The sequence below is a fragment of the Phyllobacterium myrsinacearum genome (assembly GCF_014138285.1).
Classification (GTDB): domain Bacteria; phylum Pseudomonadota; class Alphaproteobacteria; order Rhizobiales; family Rhizobiaceae; genus Phyllobacterium; species Phyllobacterium myrsinacearum_A.
Map to the genome: position 1 here is coordinate 41532 of NZ_JACGXN010000003.1, position 16830 is coordinate 58361.

Annotated in this window: 14 protein-coding genes; 6 read left to right on the plus strand and 8 right to left on the minus strand. The window is 54.9% G+C overall.

What is annotated here, in order from left to right:
* Nucleotides 1-1671: an ABC transporter ATP-binding protein gene (locus tag FHW16_RS12530; protein WP_182549557.1), complete on the plus strand. Its 1671-nt coding sequence runs from the start codon at nucleotides 1-3 to the stop codon at nucleotides 1669-1671.
* A 17-nt stretch (nucleotides 1672-1688) separates the two neighbouring features.
* Nucleotides 1689-3062: an alpha-glucosidase/alpha-galactosidase gene (locus tag FHW16_RS12535; RefSeq protein WP_182549558.1), complete on the plus strand. Its 1374-nt coding sequence runs from the start codon at nucleotides 1689-1691 to the stop codon at nucleotides 3060-3062.
* A gap of 62 nt (nucleotides 3063-3124) precedes the next feature.
* On the opposite strand, the gene FHW16_RS12540 is transcribed toward FHW16_RS12535, so the two are convergent.
* Nucleotides 3125-4177, minus strand: coding sequence for an alpha/beta fold hydrolase (locus FHW16_RS12540; RefSeq protein ID WP_182549559.1), 1053 nt, complete (start codon nucleotides 4175-4177; stop codon nucleotides 3125-3127).
* Between the two features lie 380 nt (nucleotides 4178-4557).
* Here FHW16_RS12540 and FHW16_RS12545 point away from each other — a divergent pair, with 380 nt between their 5' ends.
* From FHW16_RS12545 to FHW16_RS12555, 3 genes are all read left to right on the plus strand, one after another.
* Nucleotides 4558-5643 carry a GGDEF domain-containing protein gene (locus tag FHW16_RS12545; protein ID WP_182549560.1) on the plus strand — a complete coding sequence of 362 codons (1086 nt, stop codon included), beginning with the start codon at nucleotides 4558-4560 and terminating at the stop codon, nucleotides 5641-5643.
* A gap of 154 nt (nucleotides 5644-5797) precedes the next feature.
* Nucleotides 5798-6868: a P1 family peptidase gene (locus tag FHW16_RS12550; RefSeq protein WP_182549561.1), complete on the plus strand. Its 1071-nt coding sequence runs from the start codon at nucleotides 5798-5800 to the stop codon at nucleotides 6866-6868.
* A gap of 39 nt (nucleotides 6869-6907) precedes the next feature.
* Nucleotides 6908-7777 carry a D-amino-acid transaminase gene (locus FHW16_RS12555; protein ID WP_182549562.1) on the plus strand — a complete coding sequence of 290 codons (870 nt, stop codon included), beginning with the start codon at nucleotides 6908-6910 and terminating at the stop codon, nucleotides 7775-7777.
* A 30-nt stretch (nucleotides 7778-7807) separates the two neighbouring features.
* On the opposite strand, the gene FHW16_RS12560 is transcribed toward FHW16_RS12555, so the two are convergent.
* The 7 genes from FHW16_RS12560 to FHW16_RS12590 form a co-directional block, all read right to left on the minus strand.
* On the minus strand, nucleotides 7808-8716 hold the full coding sequence (locus tag FHW16_RS12560; protein ID WP_182549563.1) for a LysR family transcriptional regulator: 909 nt from the start codon (nucleotides 8714-8716) through the stop codon (nucleotides 7808-7810).
* A 91-nt stretch (nucleotides 8717-8807) separates the two neighbouring features.
* Nucleotides 8808-10322 (minus strand): serine hydrolase domain-containing protein, encoded by a 1515-nt coding sequence (locus tag FHW16_RS12565; RefSeq protein WP_182549564.1) that lies wholly within the window; start codon nucleotides 10320-10322, stop codon nucleotides 8808-8810.
* A 12-nt stretch (nucleotides 10323-10334) separates the two neighbouring features.
* Nucleotides 10335-11075 (minus strand): ABC transporter ATP-binding protein, encoded by a 741-nt coding sequence (locus FHW16_RS12570; protein ID WP_182549565.1) that lies wholly within the window; start codon nucleotides 11073-11075, stop codon nucleotides 10335-10337.
* Nucleotides 11072-11902: an ABC transporter ATP-binding protein gene (locus tag FHW16_RS12575; protein WP_182549566.1), complete on the minus strand. Its 831-nt coding sequence runs from the start codon at nucleotides 11900-11902 to the stop codon at nucleotides 11072-11074. The genes FHW16_RS12570 and FHW16_RS12575 overlap by 4 nt, the downstream gene beginning before the upstream one ends.
* Before the next feature lie 8 nt (nucleotides 11903-11910).
* On the minus strand, nucleotides 11911-12813 hold the full coding sequence (locus FHW16_RS12580; protein WP_182549567.1) for an ABC transporter permease: 903 nt from the start codon (nucleotides 12811-12813) through the stop codon (nucleotides 11911-11913).
* The gene (locus tag FHW16_RS12585) at nucleotides 12810-13823 is read right to left on the minus strand and encodes an ABC transporter permease (RefSeq protein ID WP_182549568.1); all 1014 of its coding nucleotides are present in this window, start codon (nucleotides 13821-13823) and stop codon (nucleotides 12810-12812) included. Before FHW16_RS12585 ends, FHW16_RS12580 begins: the two co-directional genes overlap by 4 nt.
* Nucleotides 13820-15418: an ABC transporter substrate-binding protein gene (locus tag FHW16_RS12590; protein ID WP_182549569.1), complete on the minus strand. Its 1599-nt coding sequence runs from the start codon at nucleotides 15416-15418 to the stop codon at nucleotides 13820-13822. Before FHW16_RS12590 ends, FHW16_RS12585 begins: the two co-directional genes overlap by 4 nt.
* A gap of 316 nt (nucleotides 15419-15734) precedes the next feature.
* Here FHW16_RS12590 and FHW16_RS12595 point away from each other — a divergent pair, with 316 nt between their 5' ends.
* Nucleotides 15735-16775: a dipeptidase gene (locus FHW16_RS12595; protein ID WP_182549570.1), complete on the plus strand. Its 1041-nt coding sequence runs from the start codon at nucleotides 15735-15737 to the stop codon at nucleotides 16773-16775.
* The last annotated feature ends 55 nt before the right edge of the window (nucleotides 16776-16830 follow it).

The following is a 16830-nucleotide window of genomic DNA, read 5'->3' on the forward strand; positions in this document are numbered from 1 at the left end:
ATGCTCACACAGGAACCAGACACTATGGCACCCCAACGACGGCTGGATAGTGCTGTCCATACAGACAACCCGATTATCGATGCCCGTCATGTCGCGGTCCGCTTCAAAGTGGAAGACGGCGTCGTCGACGCCGTCAAGGATGTCTCGTTTCAACTTTACCGCGGCGAGACGATTGCAATCGTCGGTGAATCCGGATCGGGAAAATCGGTAACAGCTCGCACGATCATGGGACTCCTGACAAAGCGTGCCGCCGTGTCGGGGGAATCGAAGGTCGACTACGATGGCAAGGATATCCTGAAGTTCTCAAGCCGGGCACGGCGCGCGCTGCGCGGCAATCGCATGTCCATGATCTTTCAGGAACCGATGAGCTCGCTGAACCCGATTTATACGGTCGGCAGCCAGATCGTTGAAGCCATTCGCGTGCACCAGCGCATCAGCAGACGCGAGGCGCAAAAGCGCGCGCTGGACCTGTTGATACAGGTGCAGATTCCCGATCCGGAATCCCGCCTCAATCAATATCCGCATCAGCTTTCCGGCGGTCAGCGCCAGCGTGTCATGATTGCCATGGCTCTTGCAAACAACCCTGACGTGCTGATTGCCGACGAGCCGACAACCGCACTCGACGTAACGGTGCAGGCCCAAATCCTCAACCTCATCCGCGACCTGCAGAAGCGGCTCGGAATGGCCGTTATTCTCATTACTCACGATCTCACCGTCGTCAGGCAATTTTCCGATTATGTCTACGTTATGCAGCACGGCGAGGTGAAAGAGCACAACACGACAGCAGCGCTCTTTGCCGCTCCCCGTCATCCCTATACATGCCATCTTCTTGGATCAGAGCCGAAAGGTCAGGCCAACCCAATGCCACCAGAATGCGAAGCCATTCTCCAAGGCAAGTCTGTGCGGGTGACGTACATGCTGAAACGCGGCGGCTTCTTCAAGCCGCAATTGCACGAACTTGTGGCTGTCGACAGTCTCAGTCTGGAACTCCACAAGCATGAGACGCTGGGTATCGTCGGCGAATCCGGGTCGGGAAAGACGACTTTCGGTCAGGCGCTGGTGCGGCTCATCCATACGGATAGCGGCGAGATCTATTTCGACCGGCAGCCGATCCACAAGAAGTCCCGTGTTGAAATGCGGCCACTGCGTTCACGTATGCAGATCGTGTTTCAGGATCCGTTTTCCTCACTCAATCCACGCATGTCCATCGGGCAAATCATCGAGGAAGGGCTTGTTATCAACGGGATCGGCGTGAACCGGGCAGATCGTCTTGACCGCGTTCAGGAAGCTCTGGCGAGCGCCGGGATGCCTCACAATATTCTATCCCGCTTCCCACACGAGTTTTCCGGCGGTCAACGCCAGCGGATCGCCATTGCGCGTGCGATAGCACTTGAACCGGAATTCATTCTTCTCGACGAACCGACATCAGCACTTGATCTGTCGGTTCAGGCGCAAATCATCGATCTGTTGCGCAAGCTGCAAGATGATCGCGGCCTTAGTTACCTGTTCATTTCTCACGATCTGAAAGTGGTTCGTGCTCTTTGCCACCGTGTCATGGTGATGCAGCACGGCAAGATCGTCGAGGAAGGTCCCGTCAATGACGTTTTGTTCCATCCCAAGACCGCCTACACTGAACGGCTTGTCAAAGCCGCCTTCGAGGTAGCCGCATAATCCTCCCGGAGATTGTCATGTCAAAACAACCCAAAGTCACCTTTATCGGAGCCGGATCCACCGTCTTCATGAAAAACATCATCGGCGATATTTTGCAGCGTCCGGCACTTTCAGGTGCGAAGATCGCTCTGATGGACATCAACCCGCAACGTCTGGCCGAGAGTGCGATCGTCGCTGGCAAGCTTGCAAAAACACTCAACGCCAAAGCCGTTATTGAAACGCATACGGACCGTCGGCGCGCGCTCGAGAAAGCCGACTTTGTCGTGGTTGCTTTTCAAATCGGCGGGTATGAACCTTGCACCGTCACGGATTTCGAAGTTCCGAAAAAATACGGCCTGCGCCAGACCATTGCCGACACCCTTGGCGTTGGTGGGATCATGCGCGGACTGCGGACTGTGCCGCATCTGTGGGCTATCTGCGAAGACATGCTTGCCGTCTGCCCGCAGGCCATTCTGCTGCAATATGTGAACCCCATGGCAATCAACACATGGGCGATTTCTGAAAAATATCCGACCATCCGTCAGGTCGGCCTCTGTCACTCTGTACAGGGTACTGCAGGTGAGCTTGCACGCGACCTCGACATTCCGATCGAGGAAATCCGCTACCGCGCAGCGGGCATCAACCATATGGCTTTCTACTTGCAGTTCGAGCATCAGCAGCCTGATGGCAGCTATCGTGACCTCTATCCGGACCTTGTGCAAGGATATCGCGAGGGACGGTTCCCGAAACCCAGCCACTGGAACCCGCGCTGCCCGAACAAGGTGCGTTATGAGATGCTGACACGGCTCGGCTATTTCGTGACGGAGAGCTCAGAACACTTCGCGGAGTACACGCCCTATTTCATCAAGGAAGGCCGCGAGGATCTCATCGAAAAATTTGGCATTCCGCTGGATGAATATCCAAAACGCTGCATCGAGCAGATTGAACGCTGGAAGGGACAGGCCGAAACCTATGCCAAAGCGGACACCATAGAAGTGACCGAAAGCCGCGAATATGCCTCGTCCATCATGAATTCAGTGTGGACCGGTGAACCATCTGTCATTTACGGGAATGTACGCAACAATGGCTGCATCACGTCCCTGCCCGCCAATTGTGCTGCAGAAGTACCGTGCCTCGTCGATGCGTCAGGTATCCAACCGACCTACGTCGGCGCATTGCCGCCACAACTCACCGCCCTTATCCGCACGAACATCAACGTGCAGGAACTGACTGTTCAGGCGTTGGTGACCGAGAACCGGGAGCATATCTATCATGCGGCGATGATGGATCCCCATACTGCCGCCGAACTTGATCTCGATCAGATATGGTCACTCGTGGATGATCTCCTTGCAGCGCATGGTGATTGGCTTCCGGCATGGGCCCGCGGTCCCAGAAAGGTGCAGGCTGCATAATCTGCACATGATGCAATCAGCCCGATGCCTTCAGATATCGGGCTGATTATAAACGGCTATGCTCAAAAACCATCCACCTCTATGACCGCTTCAGCAAAAGCAGTTGGTGCTTCCTGAGGCAGATTGTGTCCGATGCCGCCCTTGATCAGCCGATGCGCATATTTGCCGGTGAACTTCTTGGCGTAGGCGGCGCTGTCCGGATGGGGCGCGCCATTGGCGTCACCCTCCAATGTGATTGTCGGGACGCTGATGAGCGGTGCCTCAGCAAGGCGCTTTTCGAGATCGTCATACTGCTTTTCTCCTTCGGCCAATCCTATGCGCCAGCGATAGTTATGGATGACCACACTGACGTGATCCGGATTATCGAAAGCTGCCGCACTGCGATCGAAAGTGGCCTCGTCAAAATTCCACTTTGGTGACGCAATCTGCCAGATGAGCTTGTTGAAATCGTGCCGGTACATTTCGTAACCGGCCTGGCCGCGCTCCGTCGCAAAATAAAACTGATACCACCAGGCAAGCTCGGCCTTGGGTGGCAGAGGTGTTCTGTTGGCTTCACGGCTGCCGATGAGATAGCCGCTCACAGAAACCATGGCCTTGCACCGTTCGGGCCACAACGCTGCTAGAATATTCACCGTCCGTGCTCCCCAGTCAAAGCCGGCCATGACTGCCTTTTCTATCTTGAGCGCGTCCATCAATGCGATGATGTCGACGGCCACAACTGCCTGCTGACCATTGCGCGGCGTGTTGTCCGATAGAAAGCGCGTTGTGCCATAGCCACGCAGATAAGGAACGATCACACGGTAACCCGCTGACGCAAGCAAAGGGGCGACATCGACAAAACTGTAGATGTCGTAAGGCCAGCCATGAAGACAAATGACGACAGGACCATCGGCGGGTCCCGCCTCCGCATAGCCCATGTTGAGAACACCAGCGTTGATCTGTTTGAGCGGACCAAACGAGCTGTGTGTCCCTGGTTTGATCGCAGGTAACCGACCTGGCTTGGGCTTGTCAGACTGCGCCTCTGCAAGGCCGATCATTCCAAGCTGGGCAAAGGCGATTGCTGCAGCAGCAGTTCCGAACAAGCGGCGGCGACCACGATTGATTGCTTCTGTCATTGTCTTTTTCCTCCGGGATTTACACGCCCTGCGTCACGGCTGTCCGGCCCATGACATTCTCATTTGAGAGCGACAGACGGGGCATCTCTTTGCAATGTTGCATCATCGTCACTCTCTCACAATTAGATATCTTAATAATAGTTACTTTAATATCTTTATCGCGAGCGTAAGGCATTTACAAGCGATGATAATGATTTTCATCATAATCATCGTCACGCCAGACGAAGTGAGGAAAATTGCTCACCGCGCGCAGACAGCCATTAAGCAGCGACATAAGATGCAGACAAAATTGTGCCATGCATGATCGCCACACTTTATTGTCACCAACGTGCTAGGCTTATTCTTGCAGTGATTCAGACGACGAGATTCTCGAGGATCATATGGACGACAGCATGTTGCTGACAGGTATCATTCGTACTCTTGGTCTTACGGCACTTGTCATTCTCAGCTATTCAATCGTCATCCGCACCTTCTCAAAAGGCTGGAAGAAGGGGGCTGCCGTTGGCACATTGTTTGCGTTGGGCGGGATCCTGTCGATGAACGATCCCGTGGTTATCGCACCGGGTGTCTTTTTTGATGGCCGAACAGCATTGCTTGCCATTGCCTATCCTTATGGTGGCCTTGTCGGAACAGTTGTGGCGGTACTATTAATGGCCGGATACCGAATTTGGCTTGGCGGAGCGGGCCTGGTTCCGGGATTGATTTCTATTATAACAGTGAGTGCAATCGGGTTTGCCATTACACTCATTCCGGTCAGAAGACTTCCCATTGGCATTACGCGGTCAACCTTGACGGGTCTGCTCGCCTCGCTGTCTCTCGTCTGGATCATTCTTCTACCCCACGACATCGTTGCTACGATAATCGGATTTCCGCTTTTCGCGGTCACGATCGCCAATGTCATGAATGTCGTTGTCGTCACGGATTTCCTTGAGCGGGAAAAATCCCGTCTACGGATCATGAGAGCGCTTGAACATGAAGCATGGGTCGATCCCCTCACCAAACTCCACAACCGGCGTGCCTTTGATCAGGCAGCCCTTCGAGCCATGAACGACAACAAATCGAAATCAACACATTGCTCTCTGGTTATGATCGACATAGATCATTTCAAAGCTATCAACGATCGATGGGGACATTCCATGGGTGACGTGGTGTTGGCCGATGTTGCGTCAATTATTCGAAAGAATGTTCGCATCACAGATGTCGTTGTCCGCTACGGCGGAGAGGAGATCGTACTGCTTTTGCTCAATACCCCGCAAACCGTCGCGAACGAACTCGCAGAGCGCGTTCGCAGTGAGATAGAGCACACAGATTTTTCCACCGACGTTGAAAACGTCAATGTTACGGTCAGTGCGGGTGTTGCCAGTCTTGACGAGCGGTATACCAGCATGGAAGCATTGCTCAAAGCCGCCGACAAAGCGTTGTACCGTGCGAAAACCAGCGGGCGCAATCGGGTTGAAGTTGCCTGACACTCCTGATCGGGGAGGCTCCGTCTTGCTTCAGCCGGTGCCGTCATACTGGGTCCATGGCAGACGTGTTGCGCATTCAGCATAGAACTATTCCACATTTGCTATGCCATCCCACATGGAAGAGCGGTATGAGAACGCCATAAGGGAGCAAGGCATGGCACAGGCCGACGCAAGCACAAAACGGATCAGATCTCGGGATATCGGTATTGCGCCCGGTCAATACAGAACGGGTTCGCTCAATGCCATAACGGATGTGGCAGGCGTCCTCGTCGGGCACGTTACCATTATTGAAGGCGAGACAATCCGGACAGGAGCCACGGCGATCCTCCCGCACGGCGGCAATCTGTTTCAAGACAAGGTGCCCGCAGCAATTGCTGTCCTGAATGGCTATGGGAAATTTGTGGGCTCCACCCAGATTGAGGAACTGGGTGAAATTGAAACACCAATCGTTCTGACCAATACATTGGCAACTGGCCGGGCCATAGAAGCGATCAATCGCTGGACTTTATCGCAACCGGACAATGATCGTGTGGTTTCCATTAATCCCGTTGTCGGCGAAACGAACGATAGTCGCCTCAATAATATCAGGAGCGGGCGGCCCACGATTGACGAGATAGGTCAGGCGCTTGGCAAGGCCCAAGGCGGTCCTGTCATAGAAGGCAGCATTGGCGCAGGCGCGGGAACAGTAGCCTTTGGTCTCAAAGGCGGCATCGGGACAAGCTCCAGATCCATCCAGATTGGCGGCAAGGACTATATGGTTGGCATTCTCGTCCAATCCAATTACGGCGGACATCTGCGCATTGATGGCCAAGCCTATGTCACGGTGGCAAGCCAAGACCGTGATGGATCAATCGTGATCGTTGTGGCAACCGACGCACCTCTATCGAGTCGCAATCTGAAGCGACTCGCCGTGCGCACTTTTGGTGGGCTTGCCAGAACAGGCGCAGCGCTCAGCAACGGTTCTGGCGATTATGCCGTAGCGTTCTCCACAGCGATGGGTGTTCGCCGGACGAAAGAGCAGCGTCAGAGGGTGACGGCAATTCCAGATTTGCCGAACGAACTCATATCGCCACTGTTCGAGGCAGCAATCGAAGCGACGGAAGAAAGCATCATCAACTCATTGTGCGCGGCTGAAACCACCGAAGGTTTCAATGCTGCTACGATGAGCGCGAACAAAATTGAGGCAATCTCGCTTGATGCCCTGAAGCGCCTCGCACGTCTATGAGCGTTCATTCAAAAATCAAATTCATCCCAAGGAGTTTCTATGAAACACATGGCCGATAGTCGCATCGCTTACGTGAACGGCGCATTTGTCCCTGTTGCAGAGGCTCGCGTTTCCATTTTCGATCGCGGCTTCCTCTTCGGGGACGCAATCTATGAAGTGACCGCCGTTCTCGACGGAAAGTTGATTGACAGCGCCCTTCATACTGCCCGTCTGCAACGTTCAACGAACGAGATAGGCATCCGGATGTCAGTCTCGCCTGATCAAATCGGGGAAATTCAAAAAGCGCTCGTCGAACGGAATGCGTTGGTCGAGGGACTGATCTATTTGCAGATGACGCGCGGTGTTGAGGAACGTGATTTTCTGTTCTCCGACGACCTCGACCCTACCCTCGTCATGTTCACCCAGTCCAAGAAGCTCATCGATTCTCCCGCCTTGAAAGCCGGTCTGGCCGTGAAATCTGTCGAAGACATGCGCTGGGCACGCAGAGATATAAAGAGCACATGCCTGTTGCCGCAGATTCTGGCCAAACGCATCGCCAAAGATGCCGGCTGCCAGGAGGCGTGGATGATCGAAGATGGCGTGGTGACCGAAGGGGCATCGTCAACGGCCTATATCGTGATGGCGGATGGGTCAATTGTAACGCGAGCAAACAGCAACAAGACATTACCAGGTTGCACACGTCTGGCTCTGTTGCAGCTTGCACAGGAAACCGGTGTCTGCGTTGAGGAGCGCCCCTTCAGCCTTGAGGAAGCGCTTGGTGCCACCGAAGCAGGCATGACCAGTGCATCCAATTTTGTGCTGCCGGTCACGATGATAGATGGGCAGCCTGTCGGCAATGGTACGCCTGGCCCGGTTATGCAGCGGTTGCGTGAATTGTACATCGAACATGCACGCAAGACTGCAATCTGAACAGCGAACAAACAGAATGGATCGAAGACGTCAGTGCGACGATGACATTTCTGCGATGGATTGCCATACACGCCGAACGATGGGCCGACGGTTCTGCCTTGACCGGTAGAGCCTGATATCGACGCTGATATCCCAGCTTGGATCGGCGGCGCGCACCAGTGCGCCTTCGGCCAGATCGCCCCGCATCAGGCTTTCCGGCGCCCAGGTAACGCCCCACCCTGCAAGGGCCATGCCCTTCAGTCCAACGGCCATACTGCCCTCATGGACAAGCGTGTACTCCGGTTGTCGCCTGGCGAAGAGATCGGCCAATAGCTGGCCGAAGAATGAAGCTTTTTCGTAGCTGATATAGGCAACTGGTCTGCCCTCTTGGCCCAGGGCGTGCAGAGGCTCGCCCTGGGCATCGGGAATACACACCGGAATGATATTCTCTGTACCGATCAACTGATATTCAAATTCCAGGGGGTCAAGCAACAATGGAACCGAGACATGGGCATAGGTCAAAAGAAAGTCGCACGCGCCATCCACAAGGGAATTGGCGTTCTGCTCCATACTGCCGGAATCCGGGCGTAATCTTGAGAGTACGGGGCCCGTTTTGGCGTTCAGGGCCTTCAACCATTCGGGGAAAAGCGTAAAGGACAGGGTGTGCAGCGCGGTGAAAGTGATCGTATGGGCATCGATACCTTCCTCCACCTTGAATTTGCGTCGGGCCTGCTGCAGCGTTTTCAGCGCGTCCTGTGCGACAGGTACAAATTTGTCTCCGGCATCGGTCAGACGCGACGGATACGTCGCCCGGTCTATGAGAGTTGTCCCGAGCCAGGCCTCCAACTGCTTGATGCGCCGGCTGAAGGCGGACTGCGTGACATGCCTCTCATCGGCAGCTTTCGAAAAATTCAGCGTGTTCGCCAGCGCGAGAAAATCTTCGAGCCACTTGATTTCCAATGGGACGGTTCCTGCTTAATAACAAAAAGGCGCCCGCGGTCATCAGGCACCTTCCCGTAATACGGAAAGCGAAGCGGATTTCAAATCAAAATCAACGCGCCAGCGTATATTCCATCATTCGGCTGCGACTGAGAACCAGCTCGACTTTTCCATCAGCAAGACGATGAAGGCAGATACGTTTTCGCCAGGGTCCATCGTTGAGCGTAAACAGGAAGCGGTCGTTGCCAAGTGCGGTCAATGGCAATGATCGGCGGGCGGGTCCAATACCCCACATCACCACTCCATCGCTGATGTCGAACCGGGCCCCGTATTGAGCGGCGACCCAATGACCATTGAGAGCAGCTGAAACAGCTTCCGGTTTCACTGGCAAGAAGCGGTGCTTTACATAACCTGCCTCGCCTTCGAGCTCTGTGCCAGTCCAACGAAGCCGCATTGGCGAGGAAGCGGATCGCGACGAAAACCACCCGTCGCCATCGTCATAAAGCGTATCTTCTGCGTCGAGATAGGTGGCAACACCGCCCGCCACTTCAATCCAGTATGGGCCGGTTTCTGTCACATAGAGGCCATCGGGAATCCCGCAGTTTGTCTGCGGCAATGGCAGGCCCATGAGTGCGCCCATCGCTGCGAGGGCAATCTTGTATCCGTTGGTGTCATCGCGATTGGAGACGGCGACAAATCCAGTCCCTGCTTCCGGATCAAGAAGAAAATAGGATTTGTAACCTGGGTGCGACCCACCGTGGCCAACGAAACGGTGCCCCGCCAATTCTGACCATCGCAATCCAAGGCCATAACCGGAAGGGCGGCCATCACTCATGAAACGGGTGCCCGAGAGGGCCGCGAGCAACCCCGTATGGCAATCTTTGCCGGCAAGCAAATGCTGCAGCCATACTGTCAGGCTGCGGGCAGAGCCTGCGAGACTACCCGCGGCGGAAATATGCAAACCGGCGGCACTCAACTGCCAGTTTTCTCCATCCTTGAAGTAGCCCGGTGCCAGTCCTTGGACCGGATCAATCCAAACCTCTGGAGCTTTCAGGAAAATGCCAAGCGGATCTGCGATCTCATTCTGAACAAAGGTGTCGAATGTCAGCCCCTTGCGCTCGAGCGCCGCCTCAACGAGCCGGTAGCCGGTGTTGGAATATGAAACATCTGTGCCCGCATCGAAATTCAATCGCGTCAACGTATACAGAAAATCCAGAAGCGGCTGCTTCTGCGTTTCTGTGTAAACGGACAACCCCAGAAGGGTCAGACATTCGCGTACATCCGGCAGACCGCCGCTCATATCCAGAGCTCGGCCAACTGTCACATCCGCGAGAGGCGGCTGCAGCTCCCCAAGATGATCACCGAGACGATCATCCAGTCCGATCAGCCCGGAGTTTTGGAATACCATCGCTGCGAAAACATGCTTCGTCACCGAGGCGAAGCGCACCACACTGTCAGCCGAAAATGCCGTGCGTGTCGCAAGGCTCTCCAACCCTCCAGCGTGCGCAAAGCGAATACCCTGAGTATCAAAACCCATGATTGCCCCGCCCGGCTCGTTGGCAGGCCATTGGCTTGCAAAGTTCCCGGCGCAGGTGGAAGCAGCCATCCAGTTCAGATTAATGGACATTCTGCCCTCCACTTAGGCCGGTTCTTCAAGATTGATGCTCAACGTGCGAAGATCAGCGGTATGCGCATGTTTCGTGCGCCCGGCGCGAAGATCATCCGTGCTCAACTGCTCGACCATTTCTCCGTTCAGCATAACACCAAGTTGCGGGCACAGATGGGCTATGACCGCCAGATTATGGCTGACCAGAACATAGGTCAAATTCCTCGCCTGCCTCAGGTCAGCCAGCAGATTGAGAATTTCTGCCTGTACCGAAACGTCAAGTGCACTGGTTGGTTCATCCAGCAGCAATATCTGCGGTTCGGCGATCAATGCACGGGCAATTGCAACGCGCTGGCGCTGTCCACCAGACAGCTGATGCGGATAACGAAAACGAACTGTCTGTGGCAAAGCCACATCTGACAGCGCCTGCTTTATGCGCTTTTCGATATCCGGGAGTGTGTGCACCAGCAGGAGTTCACTGAGAATCCGATCAACAGTCTGACGTGGGTGCAGCGAGCCGAAAGGATCCTGAAACACCATCTGTACCTGGCGAAAAAATACCGGAGGACGTTTCAGCGGCGCACTGTTTCCATCAAATGCAATGCGCCCGCTCCAGTCTTCATTGAGGCCGGCCATTGCGCGCAGGACAGTGGATTTTCCCGATCCGCTCTCGCCGACAATGCCGAAGCTGCCACCCCTGGGAACATCAAAGGAAACGCCCCGGACGACTTCATGCGTACCGAATGAGATTCTGAGTTGATCGACCTTGATCATGGATTGAGCCACGCTGCATCGCGATTGAGAACGGGAAGTCTTTCCTTGGGGTGCATCAGGGAAGGCATGCAATTCAACAAGCCCTTTGTATAGGGATGCTGTGCCTTCACAAGCTCGGAAGCCTTCAGTTCTTCCACGACCCTGCCTGAATACATGACAGCCACCCTGTCACAAAAATGCGAGACGAGGGGAAGATCATGGCTGATCAGGATGAGACCCATTCCCCGGCGCGACACCAGATCATCAATGAGACGAAGAATCTCCGCCTGCACGGTCGCATCAAGTGCACTGGTTGGTTCATCGGCAATCAACAACTCCGGATCAGGCGCCAGCATCATGGCAATCATGACGCGTTGGCCCATCCCGCCGGAAATCTCGTTCGGGTACGCAGCCGCCACCTTACGCGGGTTGCGGATCATGACCTGATCCAGCAACTCAATGGCAGCTTCTGCTGCCTCTTTCCTGCTGCCCTTCTTGTGCGTGCGCCACGATTCTGCAATCTGGCTGCCAACCGTTTTCACAGGATTGAGCGAATACTTGGGATCCTGAAGAATAAAGCCGGCGCGTTTTCCACGGATCTGCCGCATGCCCCGTTCTGAAGCCCCGAGAATATCAATACCGTCGAATGAAAGCGTATCTGCTTCAATTTTTGCATTGTTCGGCAACAGCTTCATCAAGGCGCGGGCCGTCAAGGATTTGCCTGATCCGCTTTCACCCACGATACCGAGTTTTTCAGTACCAAGCTGCATGGAAACACCACGCACTGCTTCGAACCGACTTGTTCGCGTTTCAAAGGCAATACGAAGGTTCTTGATATCGACCAGCATCGTATTTCCTAATTCTGCTTCGGATCGAGGACGTCGCGCAGGCCGTCACCCAGAAAGTTGAAGGCGAGCGATACCATAAAGATCGCTATTCCCGGGATTGTGGCAACCCACCACTGTTCGAAGATGAAGCGTTTGGCCGTGGCAATCATGGCTCCCCACTCCGGGGATGGCGCCTGCGCGCCCATGCCGAGAAAGCCGAGACTGGCTGCAGTAATGATGATCGAACTCATATCGAGTGTTGTGCGCACAATCAGGCTCGGTACACATAGCGGCGCAATATGGCGCAACATGATCCGCCAGCGTGATGCACCGGTCAGACGATACGCCGCGACATAATCGGTGTTGCGGATTGTCATGGTTTCCGCCCGCGCAAGCCGGGCATAGGGCGGCCAAGCTGTCAGGGCGATCGCAAGGATCGCGCTTTCCACACCCGGCTTCAGTGCAGCTACGAAGGCCAGAGCGAGAATGAGACGCGGAAATGCGAGAAAGACATCGGTGATCCGCATGAGAGCAGAATCAACCACGCCGCCCATATATCCGGCAACACAACCCACGGCCAGACCTATGGGCGCAACCACGGCAACCACCGATACCACCATTCCAAGCGTGACCCGGCCGCCAAACAGGATGCGGGACAGAATATCCCGCCCCAGTTCGTCCGTTCCGAACCAATGTCCTGCGGAGGGACGAGCCAACCTGTTGCCCAGGTTCTGCAGGCTTGGATCATAGGGCGCTATCAAGGGTGCGAACAGGGACAGCAAGGCAAACAGAAGGATGATGCCGAGGCCGATCATTGCCAAAGGGTTGGACTTCAGGCTCAGCCAAATGCGGTATCTGCGCCCCCAGTTGGCTTGCGAGCGGGAGGCCGGAGTTTCATCCAGCGCCCAGTTACGAAAAGATGTCTGTATCATCGGACGCGTGGATCCAGCAGTTTATATAAGGTATCGGCGAGCAGGTTGAGAACGACATAAATCAGGCCGATCAGGAGTGTTGCACCCACAACCGGGTTCATGTCCGCATTCATCAGCGAGATGGTCAGATACTGCCCAAGGCCCGGCCAGCTGAACACAGTTTCAGTGACAACGGCGCCTTCCAGCAATCCTGCATAGGTAAGCGCGAGAACCGTCACGAGCTGGACTGCGACAGTCGGAAAGGCATGTTTCCAGACAACGGCTACGGCAGAAAGCCCCTTGGCCCGTGCGGTAATTATGAACTCGCCCTTGAGCGCGTCCAGCATAAACGCGCGTGTCATTCGGGTGATGTAGGCCATACTGAAGTAAGCAAGAATACAGACGGGCTGTATCATATGGACGAGGGCGTCGTGGAATGCGTCCCAATCCCCCGCTATCAGGGAGTCGATTGTCAGAATGCCGGTGATATGCGGCACCATATCCTGGAAAATGATATCCTGACGTCCCGGCCCCGGCGCAATGCCAAGAACGGCGTAGAACACCAGCAGCGAGATCATTGCCAGCACAAAAACCGGAACCGAATGACCGGCGAGGCAGATCACGCGGATGGTCTGGTCGACATAGCTTCCCTGCCGAACCGCTGCCCAGACGCCAAGCGGAATACCGATCACGGCGGCAAGAATAAGCGCCGCGGTTGCCAGCTCCAGCGTAGCTGGAAAATAACGGGCGATGTCTGTTGCGACGGGATTTCGGGTCAGGATGGATTTGCCGAGATCACCCTGGACGATTTGCGCGAGATAATGCAGGAACTGGATCACCACCGGCTGATCCAGTCCCATTTCGATCCGCGCCCGGGCAATGACAGCCTCGGGCGCATTGTCGCCAACGGCGGCGATCACAGGATCGACCGGCATGACGCGGCCGATCATGAATGTGATCACCGTCAACCCGAGCAGTGTCAGGAAAACACTGCCGAGAAGGCTGGACAGATTTTTTATCCGCGCGTTCAAACCTTTGCTATCCCTGCATAGGAGTGGGAGTCAGACAATGTTCCCAGGCGCATGCCCGAAACACTCTTGCGGCAGGCTGCCGTCGTTGTTGCTTGCAGCATTAAAGCAAACGGACTGTGCTCCATATGCGCCTTCTGCAGCGCCTCATAGAGCTGGATACGCTTCTGCGGATCCTTCTCATCACGGGCTTCCTCGGCCTTCTTGGTCATTTCCGCATCCTGCCAGGACGAGCGCCAGAGGAACGGCTTGGTTTTTGCGTTGTCCGAGTTATCGAGATTGATATTGAAGACATCGGCATTCGCATGCGGGTCGAAATAATCCGAACCCCAGGCTGATAGAGCCATCTGATGTTCACGGGCGCGCATCTTGGTCAAAACCTGGCGGTTCTCGGCCGCCTGTAGCTGAACACGGATGCCGATTTCGGCAAGGTTCGCCTGAAGAGCCTGCGCAATATCCGGATAGGGCTGGGCCGAATAATGGTCCATGACAATATCAAAACCGCCGGCAAGGCCTGCCTCGGCCATGAGTGCCTTGGCCTTTTCGACGTCCTTCTGGAACGGCGTATCGTTCACGGCACCAGGAAAGCCCTCGGGCAGGAAGCTCTGATGGATCTTATGCGTCAGAGGAACAATATTCTCCTGGATACCCTTATAGTCGATCGCCCATTTGACCGCTTGCCACACCTGAGGCTTGGCCAGATCAGGGTTCTTCTGATTAAGCGAAATGAGAACCAGCGACGCGACGCCCTTCTGTACCAGCGTATAGCTGTCATCGCCTTGAAGCTTGCGGAGCTGCTCGGTTGTCAGGTTACGAGCGATATCGGCGTCACCTTTCTGCAGCATCAGCAGTTGTGATGACGGATCAACCACATGCCGCAGAATGATCCGCTTGATATTGCCTTTATAGCCACCTTCCGGATTCACTTTGAGCGTGACACTTTCGCTGGGCTTCCAGGCAACAAGCGTCCATTCACCCGACCCTGCGCTGTTCTTCTGCAACCATCCATTACCGAAGTCATCGGCCACCGCGTTTTCCAGAACGATCTTTTTTTCCACGATGCTGCCAACATTGGCAGAGAGGCAATAGAGCAGGAAGGACAGAGAAACAGGGTTCTCTACGGTGATCTTCAACGTCTTCTCATCGACCGCCGCAATACGTTGCTCTACGTTCTCGGGGGTAAAGCCAAACTGCGTGATAATGAATGCGGGTCCCTTGTTCATTTTCACGGCGCGCTGCAACGAAAATGCCGCGTCTTCAGCTGTTACCGGTGCACCACTGGCAAACTTTGTTCCAGCACGCATCTTGAACGTGAACATAGTACCGCCGGCGTCAGCCTCCCAGGATTCCGCCAGACCGCCATCAACCTGATCGGCATTTTCAAGATTGGGATGTACGAGTTTCTGATAGATGTTCCCGGCAATCTCGCTGCCAACGGCCTCAAAGCTCTCATGGGGATCAAGGCTGGTCATGTTGTCGATCTGCTGAGCGACCACAAGAATATCCTTGGGTGTATCGGCAAACACGTGCGTCAGATTAAGATAGGATAGAAACGGTACTGCTGCTCCGCCAATCAATAGATTGCGTCTTGAGATCATATTGCGGGCCCCTTTTGCCAATTGTTCTTATGTTCCCGGACGAGTCTGACTGACCTGCCGCCCAAATTTGTTGCGTGTCATTTTTTTAAGCAGGCTCTACCACGCCAACAGAACAGGCAGCCAATGCCTATTTTGGCAGTACCTATGCACACTATGCATGCAGTTCGCGCGCAGGCCCGATTGATACGTGGTGATGCATGGTCAGCATGGAAATTGACCGAAAACGCATTTGCCATTTGCAGGCATTCGGTTCAAAACTGGTCCATCATCGGGACTCACTCCCGCTCCCCTTAAATGCACCAAGGCTTCCTGACCAATGACAACCGATTCAATCGTCCCTGTTTTCGACGGGCACAATGATGTCCTGCTCCGCCTCTGGCTGTCGAGCGAGCCTTTGCCGGAAAAGCGGTTCATCGAGGGTGAGAAAGCCGGACATATCGATCTGCCGAAAGCACGCAAAGGCGGATTGGCAGGTGGACTGTGCGCGATGTACGTTCCGACACCGTCCCAGAAGAAAGATGCAAACGGTGATTACTGCACTCCCGAAATGGCAAGCGCGCTGCGCACTACTCTGGGCATGGCGGCTCTTCTGGCCCGTATAGAACAACAAGCGGGAGGTCGTCTGCATATCTGCCGCACTGCCGATGATATTCGCGGGGCGATGGAACGCGGCGCATTCGCCTCCGTGCTTCACATCGAGGGGGCCGAAGCAATAGGCCCTGATCTTGATGCTTTATACGTCCTGCATCAGGCGGGTTTACGCACACTCGGCCCTGTTTGGAGCCGCCCGAACATTTTCGCCTATGGCGTGCCCTTTCGCTTCCCCAGCTCGCCGGATATCGGACCGGGTCTGACCGATCATGGAAGAAAACTGGTCCGGACGTGCAATGAGCTCCGTATAATGGTCGACCTTTCCCACATGAACGAGCAGGGCTTCTGGGATATTGCAGCGATATCCGACGCACCGCTTGTGGCCTCTCACTCAAATGCTCATGCGCTCTGCCCGCACAGCCGCAACTTAACGGATCGTCAGCTGGACGCGATCCGTGATACCGGCGGGCTGGCCGGTCTGAATTTTGGCGTGCTGTTCCTGCGCCAGGACGGCGTTAAAAATCCTGATACCGATTTGAGCGAATTGGTGAGGCACATCGATTACATCGTCAATCGTATCGGGATTGATCATATCGCTCTTGGATCAGACTTTGATGGCACAACCATTCCGGCCTCCATGCGTGATGCCGGCGATTTGCAGTTGCTCATTACAGCTCTGCGTCAATCCGGATATGATGACGAAGCTCTCGGGAAAATCTGCCACGAGAACTGGATTCGTGTCCTCGAACGTACGTGGAATAACTGACGCGCCTGTAGACAAGCGTGAACGCGAAAATCATTGCCGGCCCTCAACGTGTTTG